Raw genomic sequence first — 23,711 nt, 5'->3', positions numbered from 1 at the left:
TTGATCAAGTCAGATTATGGCAGAGCCCGACGCGGACTCACCAGATGAACTCGACGTGCGCACAGCGCCCGCCCTCTGTCCAGCGCGCCACAGTGGACAGGCGCCTGACCAGTGCCATTCCCCGGCCACTGAGGCCTTGCTCTGGCAATGGCTGCGCAAGCACCTGCTGCACGTCGAACCCTTCGCCGCTGTCCCTGACCTCCACTTTCAGACGCCCACCAGCGGCGAGCGGTTCAACTGCAAGATTGATGCGCACGTAGCCTTCTTCGATCACCTGCAAGCGCCTGGCACGCTCCTGATAATAATCGGCAAAGCCTGGCGCATCGCATTTGAGCCGAGAATCCAGCCCCAGCACGCCATGTTCAAGCGCATTAGAGTACAGTTCGCTCAGCACACTGTAGAGGGTGCCGGCCGATGAACGCAGGCCATGTATTTCCTGCAACAATTGCACCAGGTAGGGTACCGGGTTGAAACGGCGCAGGCTTTCTCCTCTCACATCGAAACTCAGCGACCAGTCCATCGCGCTACAGCGGCCCAGGTCCTGAGGCAACATCGCCATGGGCTGCGGCAATTGCGCACCCAGCATGCGTATGTCACACAAGCTGACATCGTCGCGCGCCCGCCCACCGAAGCGTTGCAGCGCGTCGAGCAGCTCATCGAACAACAGCGCGGGATTGCGGTTGTCGGCCAATACCGCCCGCAGGCGTTGCTCACCGAACAGACGCTCCTGATCATCGGCGGTTTCGAGCACCCCATCGGACATCAGCAGCAGCCGCTCGCCCGGCGCCAGCGGCCAAACCTCGGTCTGGTCGTCGAACTGCTCTGCACTCAGAACACCCAGCGGCAAGTGCCTGGAAACCAACGCAGACAACACCCGGCCTTCCGAAGACAGCAGGAAGCCGTCAGGCATGCCGCCATTCCATACCTCCACTGCGCCGCGCTGCATGCTCAGGTTGACCAGCAGTGCGCAGCAGAACATGTCGCCAGGCAGAATGCGCTTTAGCTTGGCATTCATCTCTCGCAATACCTGCGCCATGCCGTAGCCCTTGGCCGTCATACCGTAGAACACTTCGGCCAGCGGCATGGCCCCCACGGCAGCCGGCAGCCCGTGCCCGGTGAAGTCCCCCAGCAGCACGCGCATGTCCCCGGACGGCGTGAGCGCGGCCAGCATCAGGTCGCCGTTGAACAGCGCGTACGGCGATTGCAAAAAGCGGATGTTCGGTGCGTCCAGACAGCCCGAATGGGCCACCTTGTCGAATACGGCTTTGGCCACCCGCTGTTCGTTGAGTAAATGGTGGTGGTGCCGCGCAATCTGATCGCGCTGATCCAGCACCGTGGCCTGAAGCCGTCGCAGCCGGTCCATGGCCCGAATCTTGGCTGCCAGAATGACTGCGCTGTAGGGCTTGGCCAGAAAATCATCCCCACCGGCTTCCAGGCAACGCACCAGGGCCTGTTCTTCGTTGAGTGCCGTGAGAAAGATGATGGGCACCAGGGTTTCGCCAGCCAGGGCCTTGATCTGCCGCGCCGCCTCGAAGCCGTCCATGACCGGCATCAACGCATCGAGTAGCACCACTTGCGGGCGTTGAGCCTTGAACACGTCCACGGCTTGCTGGCCATTTTCGGCAGTGAACACGTCGTGTCCTTGGCGCCTGACGATCTGCGCCAATAGCAGACGATCGGCCGCGCCATCTTCAGCCACCAGCACGGTCAACCCAAGCTCATCAGCCATCGGTGCGCTCAACTGATGTCGAAAAGCTTGTCGAAATTGGAGATGGCGAGAATCTTGCGTACGTCGCAATTGGCATGGACGACCCGCACATCCGCCTCGTCCCCGCCGGCGTGATCGCGCAGCAGCAGAAGCATGCCCAATGCAGAGCTGTCCAGGTAGGTCACCTCCTGCAAGTCGACGATGACCGCGTCAGGGCGGCGTGGCTGGCGTTCGTAGGCCTCACGAAAGGCCTGGTGCTTGCCGAAATCGAAACGTCCCTTGATTTTGATCGTCAGCTTTTTACCGTCCTGCGAGACATCGGTTTCCACTGCCATGCTAGCGATTCCTTCGATGATGGCGGATGCGGCTCCATGAAGGTGTAGCAGTGATGGGGCGAGGGGGCAAGCGGGGATGGGAGCCGTATTGGCCGGTGGGCAGAGACCTGGGGCTAGATCAAGCTCCCCCAGCTACAGCGGCCCCTGCCGCGGCAGCCGCTGGGACAACTCGTCGAGCAAGCGCTGCTCGCGCTTGTCCTCGGCGCGCCGGGCCTCGTCCATATAGCGTTGCACCAGCTTGCGCAAGCCCTCTACCCGCGCATACGCCTGCTGCCAGGTGCCGCGGGCATTGGCGAGGTTGTTCTGGTGCCAGGTGAGGCTCTGGCGCTGTTGGGTCATGGCCGTTTCCAGCTGGCCGAGAAAGCGCTGGTAGTTGACCAGCCAGTTTCCGTCTACACCCTGGCCGCCCCGGTTGAGCCACTGCTGTTGATAATCCTCGCCAAAGCGCTCCAGCTCCGTTAGCTTGGCCTGGGCCGTGGCCACCTGCTGCTGGAAATGGCCCAGGCGCTGGGCCGCCTTGCGCTCGGCTTCCTCGGCCATGTCCACCACGGGGGCCAGGCGCGCCGCACGTCCGGGCAATGCCATGGCCTATCAGCCCGCCGGGGGCGTGAAGATCGCCCCCAGTTGATCGCGGCTTTGCGCCATGCCCACGTTCTCACGCAGCCCTTGACGCAGAAACTCCACCAGCCTGGCCTGCAGCGCGATGGCAAGGTCGGTCTCGGGGTCCCCGCCCGCCACGTAGGCACCCACGCTGATCAGGTCGCGGCTCTGCGACAACCGAGACCAGAGCTGCTTGAATTTCTGCGCCTGGCGAAGGTGGTCGGCATCGACCACCTGGGGCATCACCCGACTGATGGACGCTTCGATGTCGATTGCCGGGTAGTGACCCTCCTCGGCCAGCCGTCGCGACAGTACGAAGTGGCCGTCCAGCACACCCCGGGCCGAGTCTGCGATCGGATCTTGCTGATCGTCGCCCTCGGACAGCACCGTGTAGAACGCCGTGATCGAGCCGCCACCCGGCTCACCATTGCCCGCTCGCTCGACCAGCTTGGGCAGTTTGGCGAACACCGAAGGCGGATAGCCACGCGTGGCGGGCGGCTCCCCGATGGCCAGTGCGATTTCCCGCTGCGCCTGGGCAAAGCGGGTCAGCGAATCCATCAACAGCAGCACGTTCTTGCCCTTGTCGCGAAAATACTCGGCGATACGGGTGCAGTACATGGCCGCCCGCAAGCGCATCAGGGGCGCATCGTCAGCGGGCGAAGCCACCACCACGGAGCGTTTGAGCCCCTCCTCGCCAAGGATGTGTTCGATGAATTCCTTCACTTCGCGGCCCCGCTCGCCAATCAGGCCGACCACGATGATTTCGGCTTCGGTGAAGCGGGTCATCATGCCCAGCAAGACCGACTTGCCCACACCGGTACCGGCGAACAAGCCCAGGCGCTGGCCGCGCCCGACGGTGAGCAGGCCGTTGATACTGCGGATGCCCACGTCCAGCGGCTTGCTGATGGGGTCGCGGTTGAGCGGGTTGATCACCGGCCCGTCCATCGGCACCCAGTCCTCGGCCTTCATGCCGCCTTTACCGTCCAGCGCGCGGCCCGCGCCGTCCAGTACCCGGCCCAGCATGCTCATGCCCATGGGCAGCCGACCACCGTCGTCGAGCGGCACCACGCGGGCACCCGGGGCGATGCCGACAATGCTGCCAACCGGCATGAGGAACACCTTCGACCCAGAGAACCCCATGACTTCCGCTTCGACCTGCACCGGGTGGTAGCTGTCGTCGTTGACCACCAGGCAGCGGCTACCCACGGCTGCCCTGAGCCCTTCGGCTTCCAGGGTCAGGCCTACCATGCGCAGCAGTCGCCCCTCGACCACAGGTTGCGCCGGCACCTCGATGGCCTCGGCATAACTGCCCAGGCGCTTGGCGAAGCTGGTACGGTCAAGGCGCATCGGCGTCCTCCACCGGCGCGTCCAGGTCAACGCTCACATCAGGCGCTGCCGGGTGCAGCGCATGGTCATGCATCTGATCGAACAACTGCGCGACGGTCTTCTCGATGCGGGTTTCCATGGTCGCATCGATCCGACTGTGGGCAGTCTCGATACGGCAGCCACCGGGAAGCAGGGTGCTGTCTTCGAGCAGGCGCCACTGCTCTTCGTGGCGCTCGCGCAAGGCCTTGGCCAGTTCGAAATCCTGCGGGTTCAAATGAATACGGATATTGTCGGCACCCATGGGCAGGCGCTTGAGGGCTTCGCGCAGCACCTGGGTAATCTGGCTGGAATCGCTCGTGAGTTCACGGCCGATCACCTGGCGCGCCATGTGCGACACGAGGTGCACCAGGGTCCTTTCGATCTGGGTGTCCTGCTCGGCGATGGGCTCCATCAAATGGGTCATCAGCTTTTCCAGGCTGGCCAGCTTCGCCTTCAGGGCCTCGTCGGCCTCTTGGCGCACCTTGAGCTGGGTGCTGTGAAACCCATCACGCTCACCGGTTGCGAAGCCTTCGTTGTAGGCTTCCTGGCGAATAGCTTCGAGCTCTTCGAGGGTCAGCGGCTGAACGTCCTCCAGCGGCACTTCCTCGACTTCTTCCTCCACCTCGACCGGTTCGGGCTCAGGCTCGTGCGCGGGCTGGGGGTCGAAGCTGGGCAACGTCCAGACGTCCACGCCCTCGAGGTCGCGGGCCCGGATCAGGTCACTGGGGTGATGTTCTTTGGTCGACATTCAAAAACCTGTCTATCAGGGTGCCAGGCGCCATACCGCCTGCCGAAGACTGCACGCTAAGGCAGATTGCGTGCGTGACGCAATCGCCTTGCGCTGACCCATGGCGGCTCGCCGCTTAGATCATTTCCTCGGCACCTTTGCCACCGAGCACGATTTCGCCGGCTTCGGCCATGCGACGGGCGATGGTGAGGATTTCCTTCTGGGCCGTTTCGACATCGCTGACACGGACCGGACCCTTGGCCTCGAGGTCATCACGCAGCAGTTCCGAAGCACGCTTGGACATGTTCTTGAACACCTTGTCCTTGACCCGCTCGTCCGCGCCCTTGAGCGACACCACCAGCACGTCGGAAGACACCTCGCGCAGCAGCGCCTGGATACCGCGGTCATCCACATCGGCCAGGTTGTTGAAGACGAACATCAGGTCTTCGATCTGCTCGGACAGGTCGCTGTCGATTTCGCGGATCGAATCCATCAGGGCGCCTTCCACGGAGCTGTCGAGGAAGTTCATGATGTCGGCGGCACGCTTGATGCCACCCAGGGTGGTGCGCGCGGCGTTGGAATTGCCGGAGAACTGTTTCTCCAGAATCTGGTTCAACTCCTTCAGGGCAGCAGGTTGCACGGTATTGAGCGACGAGACGCGCAATACGATGTCCAGCCGGACCTTGTGGTCAAAGTTGCTCAGCACCTCACCGGCCTGGTCAGGGTCCAGGTAAGCCACGACAATGGCCTGGATCTGCGGGTGCTCGTAGCGGATCACGTCGGCCACGGCGCGTGGTTCCATCCACTTGAGGCTGTCCAGGCCGCTGGTGTTGCCACCGAGCAGGATGCGGTCGACCAGGCCGTTGGCCTTGTCCTCGCCCAGTGCCTGGTTGAGCATCTTGCGAATGTACGCATCGGAGCCCACGCCCAGGCTGGTCTGATCGCCGACCACTTCGACGAACTCGCTCATCACCTGTTCGACCTGGTCACGGTGCACGTTGCCCATCTGCGCCATGGCCACGCCCACGCGCTGCACTTCCTTGGGCCCCATGTGGCGCAGTACCTGCGCGGCGTCGGTTTCACCCAGCGATAGCAGCAGGATGGCTGCCTTGTCGACGCGGCTCAGCTTGGCGGTAACGGCTCGGTTATCACTCATCGGCGTTGATCCAGTCTTTGACGACCTGGGCTACGCGGCCCGGGTCTTCGGCCACAAGGCCTTTGATTGCGTTGAGCTGTGCCTCGTAACCCTCGGTGGGGCTAGGCAGCAGAATGCTTGTCGGGCCACCCAGGCTGACGCGGTCGTTGGCCAGTTCGCCATCAAGACCGATCATGCCGCCCAGCTCCATGTCATTTTCAAGGGCAGGCTGCTTGCCACCCCCTGTCAGGTTGTTGAGCACAGGCCGCAATACGCCGAACACCAGCACCAGGATGAACAGCACGCCCAGCACTTGCTTGACGATATCCCAGAACCAGGGCTGCTGGTAGAACGCGATATCGGCAATCTCTTCGCCACGGTCTGGCGCGAACGGCACGTTGATCACGGTCACGCTGTCGCCCCGGCTGGCGTCGAAGCCAACGGCATCCTGGACCAGCCGGGTGAAGCGCGTCAGGTCCTCGGCAGCCCACGGCACATGGGTGGTCTCCCCGGTGGCGGCATCCACCTTGACCTGATCGTCCACCACAACCGCCACGGACAGGCGCGTCATGCGCCCCTGTTGCTGGCGGGTATGGCTGATGGAGCGGTCGAGCTCGAAGTTCTTGGTGCTCTGTTGGCGCTTGTCGGACGGATAAGGCGCGAGCATCGGCTGGCCGGTGGCCGGGTCCATGATCTGCTGGCCATTGGCATCGACCAACGGCTGGCCAGGCTGGATGGCGCCCGCTGCACCTGCGGTACCGCCAGTGGTCTGTGGCGCCGAAGCGGCACCCGGTGGCTGGTTGCTCAACGCGCCCGGCACACCTTGTGGGCCCTGGCTGCTAGCGCGCTGCTCGTCGACCGACTGCTCACTGCGCAGCGCCGGTTGGTCCGGATTGAACTGCTCGGAGGTGGACTCGACCGCACTGAAGTCCAGGTCGGCAGACACTTCGGCCTTGTAGCGGTCGTTGCCCAGCACCGGTTGCAGGATGTTGTGCACACGCTGGGTCAGCATGCCTTCCATTCGGCGGCTGTAGTCGAACTGCTTACCGGCCTGGGTCAGGGCAGAATCCTGGATCTGTTCGGACAGCAGGTTGCCTTTCTGGTCGACCACGGTGACCTGGGACTTGTCCAGCTCAGGCACGCTGGTGGCCACCAGGTTGACGATGGCCATTACCTGGCCGGGCTCAAGTGCACGACCTGGATAGAGCTCGACCAGTACCGATGCACTGGGCCGACGCTCATCGCGCACGAACACCGAGCTCTTGGGAATGGCCAGGTGCACGCGGGCACCCTTGACGTTGTTCAGGCTCGACACGGTGCGCGCCAATTCGCCTTCCAGGCTGCGGCGGTAACGCGTGGCCTCCATGAACTGGCTGGTGCCAAGGCCCTGCTCCTTGTCGAGCAGCTCGAAGCCGACGTTGCCGTCGGTAGGCGCCACGCCCGCAGCTGCCAGCTTCAGGCGCGCACGGGAGATGTCGTCGGCCTTGACCAGCAGGGCCCCGGAATTGGGTTCCACGTTGTAGGCAATGTCGGCCGCCGCGAGGGTGTCCATGACCTGCTTGGTGTCCATGCCCGACAGGCTGGGGTACAGCGGACGGTAGTCCGGCTGCTGCGACCACAGCACCACGGCAAAGCCGATCGCCACGCTGGCAGCCAGGCCGACCATCAGGCCGATCTGACGCAGCATGGGCATCTGCGCAATGTTTTCCAGGAACGCCAGGCGCACCAGAGGTGCCTTGGGCGCTGGCGCGCCGCCCTTGGCGGGCGCGTTGTCGACGACTGCTTCAGCCATGGTCTACGTCTGCCCTCAAACCGGCATTTGCATGATGTCCTGGTACGCCTGGACGAGCTTGTTGCGTACCTGGGTCAAGGCCTGCATCGAAACGCTGGCTTTCTGCGAGGCAATCATCACGTCGGTGAGGTCGACCCCGGTCTTGCCGATTTCGAACGCGTTCGCCAACTGCGAAGAGGCCTGCTGGGTGTCATTCACCTTGCCGATGGCCTGGCCCAGCATGTCGGCAAAGGTACTTTGCCCTGGGGCCAGCTCAGGGGCGGCTGATACTTTCGGCAGCGACATGGCATCGGCCTGCATGGCCCGCATGTCCAGCATCAGACGATTGAATTCAACACCTTGGGTCATGAGCTTCTCTCTCCGGCGGCCGCATATTTTTGACAGTCATGCGGCGGATAGCCTTCGTAAAGCAACAAAGGTGCCAGCCTTATGAAAGGGTGAATACGTCTAGGAAAAAACGGGCGTATTAGGCTACGAAGCACCGTGAAGATCACGCACGCTTGGCGGGCGATGCCTAAAAGAGCGCTGGATTACCCGCGCTAGAGATGACGTCTGCAGGGTAAAACGCGACTGTCTTACTCGCCAAACAGACTGGCCTCGACGTCGAAACCGGCGTCGCGCATCTGCGCAAGCTTATAGCGCAGCGTGCGCGGGCTGATCCCCAGGCGCTCGGCCGCTTCCTTGCGCCGACCTCGCTCGGCCCGCAGGGTATCGATGATCTGCTGGTACTCGTGACGCCGCTTGTCGTCGCCCTGCTCGGCTGCAAGTCCACCTTGCCCAGATAGTGGCACAGTGCCACCTGACAAGGGAATGGCGCCATCAAGACAAAAATCCGCCGCCTCGATCACCCCGCCTTGCTGCAGGATCAAGGCGCGCTGCAATGCATTATCCAGCTCACGCACGTTGCCAGGCCAGGTCCAGGCTTGCAGGCAGGCCTGCGCGTCGGCGGACAGGCGCACGGGGGCATGCTGCATTTTTGCAATGTGACGAGCCAGCAAGCGCTCGGCCAGTTGAACGATGTCGCCGGGCCGCTCGCGCAGGGGGCGCCAGGCCAGCGGGAACACGGACAACCGGTAGAACAGGTCCTCGCGAAAACGACCGGCAGCCACCTCGCCCGCCAGGTCCCGGTTGGTGGTGGCCACCACGCGGATATCCAGCGCGATGGGCTTGCGCCCCCCTACCCGCTCGACCTCACGTTCCTGCAGCACCCGCAGCAACTTGGCCTGCAAGGCCAGGGGCATTTCCGAGATCTCGTCCAGCAGCAAGGTACCCCCGTTGGCCTGCTCGAACTTCCCGGGCTGGGCAGCGATCGCCCCGGTAAAGGCACCCTTCTCATGGCCGAACAGCGTGGCCTCAAGCATGTTGTCCGGAATGGCGGCACAGTTGATCGCAACGAACGGCTGGCTGGCACGGGGGGACTGCTGGTGGATGTAGCGCGCCAGCACTTCCTTGCCCGTGCCCGACTCACCGGAAATCAACACGGTCGAGCCACTGCGCGCCACGCGTGCGGCCAGCTCCAGCAACTGCCGGCTGGAGGGCTCGCGTGCAACAGGGCCCTCCTCGTCCGTCATACGCCCGGCGGCATGCCGCTGCACAAGGTTGAGCAGCGCCTTGGGTTCAAAGGGTTTGACCAGGTAATCCACCGCACCTTGGCGAATGGCTTCCACCGCCCGTTCCACGGCCGCGTGAGCGGTCATCAGCAATACCGGCAATTGCGGCTGCTGGCGGCGCAGCTGGGCCAGCAACTGGTGGCCGTCCATGCCCGGCATGTTCACGTCGCTGATGACCAGGTTGAAGGGTTCTTCGTGCACCACTTTCAGGGCCTGCTCTGCGCTGTCCACTGCTTTGTAGGCGAAACCACCCAGGTCGAGGGTATCGGCCAGTGCCTCGCGCAGCACACGGTCATCCTCGACCAGCAACACATTCACCGTCATCACCGGCTCTCCGCCAACGACCCGTCGATCAAGGGCAACTCCACCCGCACGCAGGTGCCGCGCCCCACCTTCGAGCGCACCTGCACGCTGCCATGGTGGGCCTTGGCCACCGCCTTGACCACCGCCAGCCCGAGCCCCGTACCGGTCGACTTGGTGGTCAGGAATGGCTCGCCAAGACGGGCGAGCAGATCAGGTGCAATGCCAGTGCCAGCGTCACTGATGCACAGGTGCAGGGTCTGCTGGCGACGCCATAGGTGCACCTTGAGCCGCGCAGCGCCCTGGCTGGCCTGGGTGGCGTTTTCGATCACGTTCAGCAGTGCACCCACCAGCGTGTCGCGGTTGCACAGCAGCTCACCCAGGCGGCTGTCACACTGCCAGCGCACCGCGTGCCCGTGAACATGCGTCTGCGCAGCCTGCTGCAACGCCTGGAACAAGGCTTTCGGAGAAATTCGATCCGTGAGTGGCAACTCGCCACGGGCGAACACCAGCATGTCGCGGACCTGTTGTTCCAGCTCATGCAGACGCTCCTTGAGACTGCCAGCGAAGCGCTGCCGGGTCTGAGTGGTCAACGCCTGTTCAGGGTCGGCCAGGTGGCTGGCGTAAAGCATGGCAGCAGAGAGCGGCGTGCGAATCTGATGCGCCAGCGAGGCGACCATGCGCCCGAGCGAGGACAATCGCTCGTGGCGTGCCAACTGGTCTTGCAGGCGACGGGTTTCCGTCAGGTCGTTGAGCAGCACCAGCTGCCCCGGCTCGGCATCCAGCGAGCGCGTGGCAATGGACAGGCGACGGCCGTCGCGCAGGGACACTTCATGGCCGTCGTCCAGTCGCGGGGCAAAACTGCGGGCAATGACTTCACGCCACAGCTGGCCGATCAATGGCTTGCCCAACAACTCGCAGGCGGCCGGATTGGCTTCGCGAACGCTACCCTGCCCGTCGATGACGATCACCCCGCCCGGCAGCAGGTCCAGCAAATGCTGCAAGCGGTTGGCCAGGCGTTCTTTCTCGTTCAACTCCTCGATGCGCTGGGCGCTGACCACCGCCAGCTCGCCCTTGAGCTCACTGACCCGGGCTTCGAGCAGGTTGTAGGACTGGCTGAGCTGGCTGGAGACCTGGTCGAACAAAGCGAACGCCTGCTCGACACCCTGGCGGCTTTCCTGCTCGACCAGTGACTGCGCCTGGGGGGAAAGGGCTCGGGATACATGGGCGGCCTGGGGCATCGTGCTCTCTCGCGTGACTGACCGTCATAAAAACGGTGTGGTGGCCAGTGCGTAGCAATACCCGTGCCGCAGATAAGGGCTTACGACATTTGCCGGAGACTTTGCACTCCAGGCAGAGCATCTACCGCCTATCGACGACGATCACTCCTCTGCCTGGTCTTCACCACCCTGTCGGCTCATCCCGTACTTGCGCATCTTCTCCACCAGCGTGGTGCGGCGAATGCGCAAGCGCTCGGCAGCGCGCGCGACGATGCCGTTGGCGTCGTCCAGTGCTTGCTGGATCAGCCCCTGCTCCAGGCTGCCCAGGTAGTCCTTCAGGTCCAGGCCTTCAGGCGGCAACATGGCAGGGTTGCTAAAGCTGGGCGCGTGCCCGTTGATGGCAATGCGCTCTTCCAGGTCGCTGCGCAGGTTATCGACCATCTGCTCGTCTTCGTCATCGATGTAGCGGAATTTCTTCGGCAGTTCCGACACACCGATCACCCCGTACGGATGCATGATGGCCATACGCTCGACCAGGTTGGCCAACTCGCGCACATTGCCCGGCCAGCCGTGGCGGCACAGGGACATGATCGACGCCGAGTTGAAGCGGATGGAGCCACGTTTTTCGTGCTCCATGCGCGAGATCAGCTCGTTCATCAGCAGCGGGATGTCTTCGACGCGCTCGCGCAGGGGCGCCATTTCGATAGGGAAGACGTTAAGCCGGTAATACAGGTCTTCGCGGAAGGTGCCGGCCTCGATCATGTTTTCGAGGTTCTTGTGGGTGGCGGCAATGATGCGTACATCAATGCTCTGTGTCTTGTTGCTGCCCACCCGCTCGAACGTACGCTCCTGCAGCACGCGCAACAACTTGACCTGCATGGGCAGCGGCATGTCGCCAATCTCATCCAGGAACAACGTGCCGCCGTTGGCCAGTTCGAAGCGACCCGCACGGCTGGTGATGGCGCCGGTGAACGCACCTTTTTCATGGCCAAACAGTTCGCTTTCCAGCAACTCAGCCGGGATCGCGCCACAGTTGACAGGCACGAACGGCGCTTCGCGGCGTTTGGAGTGGTAGTGCAGATTGCGCGCCACCACCTCCTTGCCCGTGCCCGACTCGCCCAGGATCAGCACACTGGCGTCGGTATCGGCCACCTGCTGCATCATCTGGCGTACGTGTTGAATGGCGCGGCTGGTGCCCACCAGGCTGCGGAACAGGTTCGGCTCGCGCTGACGACCGCGCTCACGTGCCTGATCGTACATCTCGCGGTAAACCTGCGCTCGGTGCAGCGAATCGAGCAATTGGCTGTAGCTGGGCGGCATTTCCAGGTTCGACAGCACGCGGCGGCGCAGCTCTTCAGGCAACTCGCTCGAAGAAATATCACCTAAAAATAGAACAGGAAGGAACTCATCCCATGAAAGCACTGTCTTAAGGAGCCCGAGCAGTGTGCCGGGCGTGTTGACGGTTCCGACCAGCACGCACAACACCTCGCGGCTCGAAGACAAGGGCTCGACCACCTGCTGCCACTCATGGCTGGCGCAGGACAGGTTTTCTTCGCCCAGGAAGTTGAGCACCACCGCCAGATCGCGGCGGCGGGTGCTGTCGTCATCGATCAGGAGAATCTTGGTTTCACGCCACATGCAATAGCAACTTCCCTAGTCATATCGGCGCCCGAGGGCGTGCTCGACATCATTCCGACTGAATGGTCAGTGTTTCGACGTCTGGAATACGAGAACAGGCACTAGTAAAGTCAAAAACGTCCGAGCAGTCAAATATATGGCGCCGTAGAAGTGCGGGCTGCATCCGGCCTCACGCAATCTCAGCTGAACAGATGGTATACCTTTGTGGCCTGTTTGGCTTGATTGATATTCGACATTTCTGCGACCAGAGATTGACGCTCATCACTTGCAACGTCGATTAGCTGACGATACACGGCCATGAGTGCCTCCAGGTTCGCCTTGAGCGCGGTCGCATCTTCCTGGTCGGCTACCAGCGCCTCATCGACGAGCGCACGGCAGCCCAAGTCCAATTGACCAATGGTCACCCAATCGCGAGCTTCCAGCGCTTCGTTCAATGCGTGACAGGTGTGGGCAATCTGATGCAATGCGCTCATAGGTGACTCCTTGCAGAGAGGTTGTTACTCGGCAGTCGCGATAGCATCCCAGCCGCTCTTGACGGTGATCATGAGTCGTGCGACCTCATCGATCATTTCGGGATCACTGTGTAGGTTGGCCTGGGTCAGCCGGCGTGCCATGTACTCGTACAGACTGTCCAGGCGATCAAGTTCATCCGGGTCGGCAGCCTTGTCCTTGTCCAGCCCTTCGCGCAAGCCGCCGATGATGTCGACGGCCTTGCCCAACATGACACCTTTTTGTGCCACGTCACCGCGAGAGATGGCGCCTTTGGCTTGAGCCATGCGATCCAACGCGCCTTCCATGAGCAACTGCACCAGACGATGGGGCGTGGCCTCGGAGATCTGGGCGTGGGAATTGACCTTCTGGTATTGGCGAAGGGCTCTCATCGGGTGCATGGTGAATCCTCAGTGAACAAGGCTGGACGGGGGCCGTATAACCTGTTTATCGGCGCCCCGCGCGTTTTCTTTAGCGCTGTCAGCTGTCGCTCTTGGCTTTATTCAACGCGTTGAGCGTGGTCATGACGCTGTCGCTGGTCGCCTTGAGCTGCGCAACCATGGTGTCCATCGCGTTGTACTTCTTGGTCAAGGTGTCCGTCAGTGAATCGATGCGCCGATCCAATGCCTGCTGCGACTCCTCGAGCTCCTTGAGCTGATTGGTAAGGCTGGTCTGGCGCGAGGCTAGGATGCCACCGGCTTTGGTGTACTCCTCGGTGACGTTGGTCATGCGCGTCAACAGCCCATCCTTGCCTGTAAACAGGTTGTTGATGTCGGCACCATAGGTTTTGACCGCCGCATCCCACTTGGTGTCGTTGAACTCCAGCAGGCCGGTTTTCTGTACTGTGTTGATTCCGAGCTGCGACAAGGTGCGCAGACCCGTTGCACCGACGCTATGACTGATCTCGTTGCGCACGGAATTGACCAGCGAGCGCATGGTGGCATCGCCGGTCAACGCGGCCGAACCTGTGGCTGCGCCATCGGCCCCGGTAGTGACCTTGGTCTGGGTGTTGATGGTGGTCATCAGCGCGTTGTAGGCAGTGACGAAAGACTTGACCGACGTCTTGAGCGTGTCGCTGTTGCTGGTGACGGCCAGGTTGGACTTGCCTTCCTTGACCAGGGTTATGTCCACACCGCTGATCGCGCCAGTCACAGTGTTGGAAGCAGACTCCAGCGCCAGCCCATCGAGGGTGTATTTGGCGTTCTGCGGCGTGGCAACGGTAGACACACCCTGCGCCATGCTGGCATCGCCACCCAGCGTCAACTCGGTACCTTCGCCCATCTTGGTCGATGAGAAAATGAGCCGCGACCCACTGGCATCGGTCACGATGTTGGCCGTGATGCCCTTCGACTGCAGCTGGTCATTGATCGTGTCACGCGCCTGCTGAAGAGTGGCGCCCGCGGCAATGTTTACGCTGTGGGTCGCATTGCCCTGGTTGATGGTCAGGGTCTGGGATTCACCCGAGTCGTTGACGATCGTCGAGGTCTTTTCATAAATCTGGGTGGAGATTTTCGAGGCGGTCGCCAGCTGGGTGACTTCAAGCGCGTAGTTGCCCGAAGAAGCGCCGTCGCCCAGCTTGATCTTGGCGATGGCCTCGTCCGAGGACGAAGAAGCCAGGCCAGAGAAGCTTGAAGCGGTGTTGAGCTTGGCGACTGCGGCACGGAACGTTTCGAGCGCGCTCTTGACGGAGCCGATGGCCGAAAGCGAGGTGGTGGCGGTGGTGGTCTGGTTGTTGATCTGGGTTTGCTTAGGCGCCTTTTCGGCACTAGCCAGGGCCTTCACAATGCCGCTGATGTCCAGGCCAGAGCCAAGCCCATTGATGGTCGAGCTTGCCATATCACATCTCCTTTATCGTAACCGCCGGTATCCCGACGAAAAAGCATCCGTGCGCTGGTAAACAAAAGCCGTGCCAACTTAAACCTGGGTGCTGAACAACAGGCTGTTGGCATCTTTGAGGTTTTCCGCCAGCTTGAGCGCAGCTTCAGAAGGCAGCTGGCGAATGACTTCACCGCTTTGGCGAGCGATGACCTTGACCACCACCTGGCCGGTGGAGTCGTCGATGGAAAAATCCAGTTGTCGCTCCGAAGCCTTGACGAAATCCTGGATGGCACTGACGGCGCTTTCCAGGTCAGGCCGGGCTACGGGCTTGGAAACCTTGTCGGCGGGCTCGGCCTTGACCGGCTCGCTGGGTGGCCGTGCGCTGGATGGCGCTTCCGGCGTGATGGCAGCGGGATGGGACAGGCCCAGCTTCATGCTTATATCCACGACTTACACCCTCAAGTGACGAAAAGACGAAAGGGTACGTGAACGTACCCTTCGTCAAACTTAGCCTGCTTTGGCAATTAGCCCAGCAGTTTCAGTACCGAAGACGGCAGCTGGTTGGCCTGGGACAGGATCGCGGTGGATGCCTGCTGCAGGGTTTGCTGCTTGGTCAGCTCGGCGGTTTCCGAAGCGAAGTCGGCGTCCTGTACACGGCTGCGGGCAGCGGTTGAGTTTTCCGAGATGCTGTTCAGGTTGGCAACGGTGCTGTCGAAGCGGTTTTGCACGGCACCGAGCTGAGCGCGCTGGCTGTCGATCTGAGCGATGGCAGCGTCCAGGGCCTGGATCGATTTTTGCGAATCGGCAGCGGTGGTGATGCTCAGGCTCGAAACGGTGGCTTCCTGGGTGATGGCAGTGGTGCTACCTGCGGTCAGGCCCAGCGCAGCCAAGCCCGTCCCTTGGCTGCCGTCGGCGATGGTGATGTTCTTGGCCGAGAACAGGTTCAGGGTGTTGTCAGCGTTTTTGCTGGCAGTCACGCCGGTGCTGGCGGTGTTGATGGACGTGATGATCGAGTCCAGGGTGTCGCCTTTCTTGAACTTGACTTCGGTGCCGTTCAGCGAGATCGAGGTATCAGCGACCAGTTTGGCTTCGGTAGTGCCTGCGGACAGACCAACTTTGGCCAGAGCACCTTGACCGGCAGCACCTGTGCCGTTGGTGAGGTTGATGGCTTTGCCGTCGGTGGAAGTCAGAGTCAGACGACCATCCTTGAGGGTGGCTGCAACGCCGGTGTTGGTGGTTTCGGCGTTGATGGCGGCGAGGACATCATCCATATCTTGGCCAGCAGTAGCGCCGACGGTGGTGCCGTTGATGTTGAAGGAGATATCGCTGGTGAAGCCAGTGGTCGGCGTCACGGTCGCAGTGGCTGCGAAGCCAGACAGGTTTGCAGGGGTAGTGGCGTTCGATGCAGTGGCGGTGAAGGTTGCCGAGGACGACATTACGATGGCGCCAGCGGCATCTTTCGTAGCGCTAACACCAGTAGCGTTCGCGCCGGTATTGGCTGCGTTGATTTTCGCTACTACCGAATCGGTGTCATCAGTTTCGGTGATTGAGATCGGCGTAGCTGCGCCGTTCAAAGTGAGGTCAACAGTTTCACCAGCAGCTGGCGGTGTGAAGGTAACAGCCGCTGCGGAGTAAGTAGTTGCACCTGCTGGCGCCACCGCACCGGTAACGACCGCCGACAAATCGGTAGCCGCGCCATCAGTCTTAGCTTCGCTGAACGAACCTTTCAGGCCAGTCGCGCTGATATCGGTCATGCCGAACGAAATGGTTTCGTTGGCGCTGGAGCCGATCTGGAAGCCGACGTTCTGGAACGAGCCGTCCAGAATGTTACGACCACCGAAGGTAGTAGTGTTGGCGATACGGGTCAGTTCGCCGGTCAGTGCGGTGAATTCTTGCTGCAGGGAAGTACGGTCGTCATCGCTGTTCGAGCCGTTGGCAGACTGCAGGGACAGTTCGCGCATACGCTGCAGGATGCTGGTCGATTCCTGCATGGCGCCTTCAGCGGTCTGGGCGATCGAGATACCGTCGTTGGCGTTCTTCATTGCCACGCTCAGACCTTTGATCTGGCTGGTCAGACGGTTGGCGATCTGCAGGCCAGCGGCGTCGTCTTTGGCGCTGTTGATTTTCAGGCCAGAGGACAGGCGGGACATCGAAGTACCCAGCGCTTCGGAAGCGCGGTTCAGGTTCTTCTGAACGCCCAAGGAGGTGATGTTGGTGTTGACGGTCAAAGCCATGACGAATTCCTCGTGGTATGGATACTGCGGCTTCCGGCCCTGGCGACAGCCGGGTATGGCCTAGAGAACCTTCGTAATGGTTATCGTCGGATGGCCCGGTTGCTTGAGGGGTTTTTGCAAAAAAAAATGCTGGCATGCGGCCAGCCCTGGAAAATCAAGGGGTTAAGCGCGGAATTTTGGCGTCAAAAAGCGGGGTGGGTAGGTATGAGGGGGATGACGGCGTCTGGAGCGAGTCGAGGGATGGCCTGGCGAACTGGGGGCTGAAGAGGAGGTGGCGAAGGTTCAAGGTATGCAGCTTGGCGTCAGGAAATGTCGGGGCCGCTGCGCGGCCCATCGCGGCGCGAGGCCGCTCCCACAAAGTGCGAACCCGCGAATTCAGGCGTCACGCGGTTGGGGTGGGAGCGGCCTCGCCGGGGCGCCGGACCGGCCGCGATGGGCTGCGCAGCGGCCCCAGGTTTGCGCTTAGCAGCTGATCTTGGCACCGTCCGCGATGGGCCTTTAAGCAGCCCTGGAAGTTGGGCTCAACCGATTAAGCACAGGGACCAGCCCGAACAAAGGCAGAACGCCCCTACCCCACCGCGAACACATCAATCGCGATAAAGAATCGCCGAAGCCCAGGACAGCCCTACCCCGAACCCACTCACCGCCACCCGCTTCCAGCTACCGTCGAGCATGTGCCTCTGCAGCAGCAACGGCACGCTGGACGACACGGTATTGCCCGTCTCCAGCATGTCTTTCACGAATTTCTCCGGATGATGTTCTTCGAACCGGCGAGCTACCGCATCGACAATCGCCGCACTGCCCTGGTGGATGCAGAACGCGTCGATGTCCGACGACTGCAACCCACTGGCATCGAGCAGCTCGTGCAAGTGAGCTGGTACCTTGACCAAGGCGAAGTTGAAGACCTGCCGGCCATTCATGAAGAACGTGCCATCGGACACCTTCAGGTGCTCGGCGCCCGAACCGTCGGTGCCAAAACGCGCCTCGCCCAGCTTCCAGATGGCGCCATCGGCCATCCAGGTGGCGGTGGCCGCGTCGCCGAACAGCATGGTGGTGTTGCGATCTTCCGGGTCGACGATCTTCGAGTACGGGTCGGCGGTGATCAGCAGCCCGTTCTTCAGGCCCGCCGCCTCCATGAAGCCCTTGATCGCGTACAGCCCATACACATACCCCGAGCAGCCCAAGGAGATATCGAACGCTGCCACGCGGGTAGACAACCCGAGCTTGCTCTGGACGATAGCGGCGGTGTGCGGCAGGCCCTCTTCATCGCCGTTCTGGGTCACCACGATCAACGCGTCGATCGACTGCGGATCGAGGTCGGGGTTGTTGGCGAACAGTGCCCGGGCGGCCTCCACGCACAGGTCGGAGGTTTCCTGCTCCGGGGCCTTACGTGGCAGGAAGGACGCACCAATCTTGCCGAACATGAACTCTTCGTCCTTGCCGAACTTCGCACCCTGGACGTAGTTGTCCAGGCCAGCGGTGGGCACGTAACTCGCGATACTCTTGATGCCAATCATTCTGGCTTCCCAATGAAAACAGCCAAAGACCACCACTCGATCAATTGAGGGCGCCAAAAACCGGAGCGTCACCGCCTGTGGAGGGGATAAAGCAGCGCCTGCCTGCGCACCGGTAACAAAATGCTGCAACAGCTGCTGCATAGAATACAGGGAAGATGACCGTTTTGACTCATTGGTCACATTGAAATGCAATGAAAGGCAGGTATCAGGGGTCATGCCACGTGGAATTGTGCACGTGTCGTGCGTCGGGATGTCCCGTCATTGAGTGTCAAGACCGCGAGTTTCAATCGAGCTCGCCGTTGACGCACCCTTCGCTGCGGGCGCCATCAGATGAGCGCGCTAACGCAGCGAAGTCGCAAAATCACAGCCCTGATCGGTTGCGGCGAAGCAGAGCGCAAAGCCTGGCTTCGCGCCCCCTGATCCACTTAGAGCTTATCGAACAAGCTCAACTGCGATATGCGTGCAAATGCCAGCTGCGAGGCTTCGAGCATCGCCTGTTGCAGGGTCAGCTGGATCGTGGCGGTCGCCATGTCGGTGTCGCCAATAGCGCTTTGCGTGCTCTTGTTGGCCAGACCAAGGCTTTCGTTTTCCTGAGCCTGGATCTCAAGGGAATTGGCCCGGGCACCGATCGAGCCTCGGGTAATGTCGATGCGATCACGCGCACTGGCCAGGTTGGAAATCGCCGAGTCCGTTGCAGCTTTCAGAGCAGCCTGCGCTTCAGGGGTATCAAGGGGTTTTTCCAACACGCTTCGCAACTGCCCCAGGGTGTCCAGAGGGTTCTGCGTGCGGTGGGTATTGGCATTGATGGAGAACTGATCGCCTTGAGCCGGCGCCCCGTCGAACTGATAGGTCACACCCGCTACCGTCACGGCATTACCCGCCCCCACGGTGCCCGACGCTATCGGTTTGCTCTGGGCATCGTAGGGCTGTGCAAACAGCTGATACTCGGTGTCGCTGGTGAACCTGAGCACTGCACCGTTGCTGGGGAAGGTACTGCGGTAGGCATCGGGGTCCGTAACACTTGAGCCCACGACCTGAGAGGTCGATGGGTTGCCTGCACTGCGGGTAGCGGTCAGGGTGTCTGGTTTGGCTTCAAGGGTGAAGATATGCCCTGCCACCACGGCATCAGGATCGTCACCCTCGGCAAGGTTCAGGTTGACCTCGAAATCCACACCCCGCAACGAGATCATCTTGCCGCCTTCGGTATTGACATCGAACTTGCCCTTGCCAGCGGTTTCGTTGGTGATGTCGTTACCGGCGGCGTCCTTGATGCTGTATTCAGTGGCGCTGGTAAAGGTAACCGTATAAGGCTGGCCCGCGGCGAACTTGTCGCTGTAGGTATTGGCCGATGTCAACAACCCACCCGAAAGCAGCACCTTGCCATCGTTGGGCGTCGGCGCCTGCAAGGTCGATTGCGTGCGACTGTTGTTGGTGGCTTGGTCAAAGACGCTGAAGCCACTGTCGTTGATGGCCAGGTGCAAGGTGTCGGACACCTGCAGACTCATCTGGGTCTGGTCGCCCTGATAGCTGTAGGAGCCGTCGGCATTGCGAACATAGGGCGGGGTCGCATTCTTGGACCCTCCAAACATGTAGTCCCCGTTGGCGTCACGGGAATTGAGCAGGCCGAACACGTTGGCCTCGATTTCCTTGATTTCGCTGGCGATGGAGGTGCGATCGGCGTCGCTCAGACCACCGTTACCCGCCTGAATCGACAGCTCGCTTGCCCGCTGCAGCGCATCGTTGATGGTAGACAACACGCTTTCTTGCTGCAGCAGGGTGTTCTTGACGGTGGTCATGTTGCCACTGTACTGATCGAGCAACGCGCTCTGCTGTTGCAACAACAGCAAGCGCGCAGCGCCCACCGGATCATCGCCTGCGGTCTGAATGCGCGATTTGGAGGTCACCTGGGCCGTGATCTTGGCCAAATCCGAGTAATTCTTGGAATAGGTGTTGGAGCTGGTTTCGTAAAACTGGGCAGTTGAAATTCGCACGATCAGCCTCCTTATAGCGCGTTGATCAACGTCGAGAACGTTTCTTGCGCCGCCTTGATGATCTGGGACGACGCAGTGTAGTAATGCTGGAACTTGACCAGGTTGGCGGCTTCGTCGTCGAGGTTCACCCCAGAGACGGCGCTGCGGCTTTCACTTGCCGACTTGAGTACCGCGGCCATTGCAGTAGTATCGATGGACGCTTGACTGGCCTTGGCACCCACCCGCTCTACCAAGGCGGCATAGGCGGAAGTGAAACTGGTGCCGCCACCGGAATTGGTCCCCACGGTCGATTTGGTCTGCAGGCTCAACAGGGCATTGGCATTGCGGTTATCCGCCTTGCCATCGACATTGAACGACAAGGTAAAGCTGTCGTTGGTCGCCGGGCTGCCACCCAGGGTGGTCTCCAGCGCAAAGGTGCGCGGATTGCCGCTGGGGTCGAGAATCGGGTTGCCCGATGCATCACGCATCGGTATGGACAGCGAGAGCTTGTTGTCCTGGCCCGGCACCACGGTCCCGGTGCCGATCTGTGCGCCCTTGGCATCGAACAGCTTGTAGCCCTGGGACCCACCGCTGGCTGCGTCGAACACCACGCGCACCGGCATGGCGTCCTTGATCGCCTGCTGCGTCAGGGCTGTGTCGGCACCGCCGTAGATATCCAGCGCTTGCCCAAGGTTGGGTTGGGTGATGGTGCCGGTGCCGCTGTTGCCGCTGCCAACAGCAGCGCTAACAGGGCCGGCGAACGCCAGCTTGTTGGCATCGGTGAGCACCGTGGCAATACCGGTGGCGGCTGAACGGGTAGGAATTACTTTGAAGCTGTCGCCGGCGGCCAGCGCACCGCCCTTGAGGGACAGGCTGAAGCCATCGATGACCGGCGCAGGGTCGGCATTGAGGTCGAACGAGCCCATGTCGGTGCCGTCGGAACGGCGCACGCTGTACTGATTGCCGCTGGTGAACTTCACTTCGTAGTCGTAGGTGCTCAGGGCGCCGCTATTGGCAATGGTGACATCGAGGTTGCCCGAACCTGCGCTGTTGTTCGACGAGGCCAGGCTGCGCTGGGCGATGGCACTGGCGCTGTTGATGCTGGAGAACAGCGAGCTGCCGAACTGGCCATTGGCGTCCAGGCCCTGGCCCAGCTGGCTGTTGATGCTGTCGGCGACGACCAGCGCCACGCGGCCCAGCTCGTTCATCGACGGCGTCAACACGTCCTGACGGTAGCGCAACAGGCCACCGATGGTGCCGCCGGTGGCCACCGAGGTTACGTCCGAGCTGAACGACTCGTAGTTGATGCGCAAGGTCGCCTGGCTCTTGTCAGCCACCCCCGGCTGAACCGACAGCGGGTTGGCCCTGCTCCCGGTCACCAGCGACTGGCCGCTGCCCAGGATCACATCGTAGTTGCCTTCACGCTCCTGAACGGTCACGCCCACCAGTTCGTTCAACTGGCGAACGGCCTCGCTGCGGGCGTCGAGCAGGTTGTTGGGCGTGCTGCCGGTGCCGCTGGCGGCCACGATCTGCTTGTTATATTCGGCGATGCTGGTGGTGAGCTTGTTGACCTGCCCCGCCAATGTATCGAGCTGGGAGTTGATCACATCGTTCTGCTGTGTCAGTTGGGTGCTGACGGCGTTGAAACGGTTGCTCAGGGTCTGCGCCTGGGTCAACAGCAATTGCCGCGAAGCCACATCGCCCGGTTTGGCTGCCGCCGTCTGCAGGGCCGAGAAGAAGGCCGTGAGCACCGAGCTGATGCCGGTGTCCCGGTCAGCCAGCAATTTGTCGATGCCGGTAATCTGGTCCTGGAATGCCGTGGAATCGGCTTGCAGGGAGGTCGCCGTCTGCAACTGATTGTCGAGGTAGGCACTGTAGATACGGCGCACGTCCGCCAGTGTGGTCCCACTGCCCAGAAAACCTGCGCCCATGTACTGCGAAGCGCCGGCCACTTGCATGGCCTGCTGGCGCGAATAGCCGCTGGTGGCCGCATTGGCGATGTTGTTACTGGTGACCGACAGGTGCGCCTGGCTGGCACTCAAGCCACTCAGGCCGATCGAAATCAGGCTCGACATGATGTAGTCCTTTTAAAGGTTCGTGGTGCTGCCAGCCATGGCGTATTGCGGTGTCTTCTGCATTTGCTGGGCGATGCTGATGATTTTCTTCGCATAGCCCGGGTCGGTCGCGTAACCGGCCTTTTGCAACTCGCGTGCAAACTGCTCAGGGTTATCGGCCGACTTGACCGCTTCTTGATAGCGCGAATTGTTCTGCAACAGGCTCACCAGGTCGTGGAAGCTGTCCTGGTAGGAGTCGTAGCTGCGGAACTGGGCGGTTTCCTTGACGAACTGGCCGTCGCGGAATTCGCTGGTGATGGCCCTGGCCTGTTCGCCCTGCCAGTTGCCGGTGGCCTTGATGCCGAACAGGTTGTGGCTGCTGCTGCCGTCGCTGTTGCGCATGACCGACTTGCCCCAACCGGTTTCCAGCGCAGCCTGGGCGACCAGGTAGCGCGGGTCGATGCCGATGCGCTTGGCAGCCTGTTCGGCCATCGGCAGCATGGTGGCAATGAACGAATCGCTATCGGTGAACGCCTTTTTCGGCGCCAGCGGCGGCTGGGCGATGGCGCGGCCGGTGATGCGCAGCCCGTTCTCGGGCACGGCAAAAACCTTGGCCGGTTGCTGGCCGTCGCGCACGGGGGCAGCGGGGGCCGCGCCGACAGGCGCGGTGGCCGCAGTAGGCACGATGCCCGCCAGCAGGCGGTCGGTAAGACGGCTGGGCAGCGCCAGGCGCCGCGCATTGAGCGCGGCGACGTCGTTGCGGGTGCTGGCCGCTTGCGTGGCGTGAACCGGGTCTGCGACCTTGCTGCCCCACAGCACCGGGCCGGCCTGCCCTCGCGGGAACGGGCTGGTATTGGCGGCGGCACTGCGGCTTTTGGTCAGCTGACGTACCAGCACATCCTGCAGGCCGATACCGCCACCCTCGCGGGACATGCTCACCGACAACTGTTGGTCGTACATGTCCCGGTACTGCTTGACCGTCTCGGTGTTCATCGGGTTGTCGTCGGCCAGGACATCGCTGGCCTTGCGCGAGGCCTTGAGCATCTCGCTGATGAACATCGACTCGAACTCCTGGGCCACCTTGCGCACGTTGGCTTCGCTGTCGCGGTCACCGTGCTTGAGGGCATTGAGGCGGTTGAGGTCGGTGAAGGCACCGCTGTCGACACTGCCGGAAACCAGGCTCTTGCTGTTCATCGACG

The 23,711-nt window shown here is 61.8% G+C and carries 20 protein-coding genes; all 20 read right to left on the bottom strand.

Annotation, left to right across the window (positions count from 1 at the left end; genetic code table 11):
• Nucleotides 1-37 precede the first annotated feature (37 nt).
• Entirely contained in the window at nt 38-1,729 is a 1,692-nt protein-coding gene (locus tag CRP40_RS02365; RefSeq protein ID WP_027915952.1) for a fused response regulator/phosphatase, read from the bottom strand.
• A gap of 8 nt (nt 1,730-1,737) precedes the next feature.
• Complete coding sequence (locus CRP40_RS02360) at nt 1,738-2,043, bottom strand: STAS domain-containing protein (RefSeq protein WP_027915951.1); 306 nt, start codon at nt 2,041-2,043, stop codon at nt 1,738-1,740.
• 132 nt (nt 2,044-2,175) lie between these two features.
• Complete coding sequence (fliJ, locus tag CRP40_RS02355) at nt 2,176-2,628, bottom strand: flagellar export protein FliJ (RefSeq protein WP_027915950.1); 453 nt, start codon at nt 2,626-2,628, stop codon at nt 2,176-2,178.
• Nucleotides 2,629-2,634: 6 nt separating this feature from the next.
• Nucleotides 2,635-3,990, bottom strand: coding sequence for a flagellar protein export ATPase FliI (gene fliI, locus CRP40_RS02350; RefSeq protein ID WP_023533988.1), 1,356 nt, complete (start codon nt 3,988-3,990; stop codon nt 2,635-2,637).
• Nucleotides 3,980-4,756 (bottom strand): flagellar assembly protein FliH, encoded by a 777-nt coding sequence (gene fliH / locus CRP40_RS02345; protein WP_027915949.1) that lies wholly within the window; start codon nt 4,754-4,756, stop codon nt 3,980-3,982. Before fliH ends, fliI begins: the two co-directional genes overlap by 11 nt.
• Before the next feature lie 115 nt (nt 4,757-4,871).
• Nucleotides 4,872-5,891 (bottom strand): flagellar motor switch protein FliG, encoded by a 1,020-nt coding sequence (gene fliG, locus CRP40_RS02340; protein ID WP_023533955.1) that lies wholly within the window; start codon nt 5,889-5,891, stop codon nt 4,872-4,874.
• Nucleotides 5,884-7,662, bottom strand: coding sequence for a flagellar basal-body MS-ring/collar protein FliF (fliF, locus tag CRP40_RS02335; RefSeq protein ID WP_023533998.1), 1,779 nt, complete (start codon nt 7,660-7,662; stop codon nt 5,884-5,886). Before fliF ends, fliG begins: the two co-directional genes overlap by 8 nt.
• Nucleotides 7,663-7,677: 15 nt before the next feature.
• The gene (fliE, locus tag CRP40_RS02330; protein ID WP_023533916.1) at nt 7,678-8,010 is read right to left on the bottom strand and encodes a flagellar hook-basal body complex protein FliE; all 333 of its coding nucleotides are present in this window, start codon (nt 8,008-8,010) and stop codon (nt 7,678-7,680) included.
• Nucleotides 8,011-8,237: 227 nt separating this feature from the next.
• Nucleotides 8,238-9,596, bottom strand: a complete 1,359-nt coding sequence (locus CRP40_RS02325; RefSeq protein WP_027915948.1) for a sigma-54 dependent transcriptional regulator — start codon at nt 9,594-9,596, stop codon at nt 8,238-8,240.
• The gene (locus CRP40_RS02320; protein WP_027915947.1) at nt 9,596-10,813 is read right to left on the bottom strand and encodes an ATP-binding protein; all 1,218 of its coding nucleotides are present in this window, start codon (nt 10,811-10,813) and stop codon (nt 9,596-9,598) included. The genes CRP40_RS02325 and CRP40_RS02320 overlap by 1 nt, the downstream gene beginning before the upstream one ends.
• 141 nt (nt 10,814-10,954) lie before the next feature.
• Nucleotides 10,955-12,430, bottom strand: coding sequence for a transcriptional regulator FleQ (fleQ, locus tag CRP40_RS02315; protein WP_027915946.1), 1,476 nt, complete (start codon nt 12,428-12,430; stop codon nt 10,955-10,957).
• Nucleotides 12,431-12,609: 179 nt separating this feature from the next.
• On the bottom strand, nt 12,610-12,903 hold the full coding sequence (locus CRP40_RS02310; protein ID WP_027915945.1) for a hypothetical protein: 294 nt from the start codon (nt 12,901-12,903) through the stop codon (nt 12,610-12,612).
• A gap of 24 nt (nt 12,904-12,927) precedes the next feature.
• Nucleotides 12,928-13,320: a flagellar export chaperone FliS gene (gene fliS / locus CRP40_RS02305; protein WP_027915944.1), complete on the bottom strand. Its 393-nt coding sequence runs from the start codon at nt 13,318-13,320 to the stop codon at nt 12,928-12,930.
• 79 nt (nt 13,321-13,399) lie between these two features.
• Nucleotides 13,400-14,755 carry a flagellar filament capping protein FliD gene (fliD, locus tag CRP40_RS02300; RefSeq protein ID WP_027915943.1) on the bottom strand — a complete coding sequence of 452 codons (1,356 nt, stop codon included), beginning with the start codon at nt 14,753-14,755 and terminating at the stop codon, nt 13,400-13,402.
• 78 nt (nt 14,756-14,833) lie between these two features.
• Nucleotides 14,834-15,184 carry a flagellar protein FlaG gene (locus CRP40_RS02295; protein ID WP_027915942.1) on the bottom strand — a complete coding sequence of 117 codons (351 nt, stop codon included), beginning with the start codon at nt 15,182-15,184 and terminating at the stop codon, nt 14,834-14,836.
• Between the two features lie 77 nt (nt 15,185-15,261).
• Complete coding sequence (locus CRP40_RS02290; protein WP_027915941.1) at nt 15,262-16,971, bottom strand: flagellin; 1,710 nt, start codon at nt 16,969-16,971, stop codon at nt 15,262-15,264.
• A 587-nt stretch (nt 16,972-17,558) separates the two neighbouring features.
• Nucleotides 17,559-18,488, bottom strand: coding sequence for a ketoacyl-ACP synthase III (locus CRP40_RS02285; RefSeq protein ID WP_027915940.1), 930 nt, complete (start codon nt 18,486-18,488; stop codon nt 17,559-17,561).
• A gap of 425 nt (nt 18,489-18,913) precedes the next feature.
• Nucleotides 18,914-20,479 carry a flagellar hook-associated protein 3 gene (locus CRP40_RS02280; RefSeq protein ID WP_027915939.1) on the bottom strand — a complete coding sequence of 522 codons (1,566 nt, stop codon included), beginning with the start codon at nt 20,477-20,479 and terminating at the stop codon, nt 18,914-18,916.
• Nucleotides 20,480-20,490: 11 nt separating this feature from the next.
• Complete coding sequence (gene flgK / locus CRP40_RS02275; RefSeq protein WP_027915938.1) at nt 20,491-22,533, bottom strand: flagellar hook-associated protein FlgK; 2,043 nt, start codon at nt 22,531-22,533, stop codon at nt 20,491-20,493.
• 12 nt (nt 22,534-22,545) lie between these two features.
• Nucleotides 22,546-23,706, bottom strand: a complete 1,161-nt coding sequence (gene flgJ, locus CRP40_RS02270; RefSeq protein ID WP_027915937.1) for a flagellar assembly peptidoglycan hydrolase FlgJ — start codon at nt 23,704-23,706, stop codon at nt 22,546-22,548.
• Between the last annotated feature and the right edge of the window lie 5 nt (nt 23,707-23,711).

Source organism: Pseudomonas sp. URMO17WK12:I9 (assembly GCF_900230165.1).
Classification (GTDB): Bacteria; Pseudomonadota; Gammaproteobacteria; order Pseudomonadales; family Pseudomonadaceae; genus Aquipseudomonas; species Aquipseudomonas fulva.
This window is presented reverse-complemented; position numbering and strand designations above follow the sequence as displayed.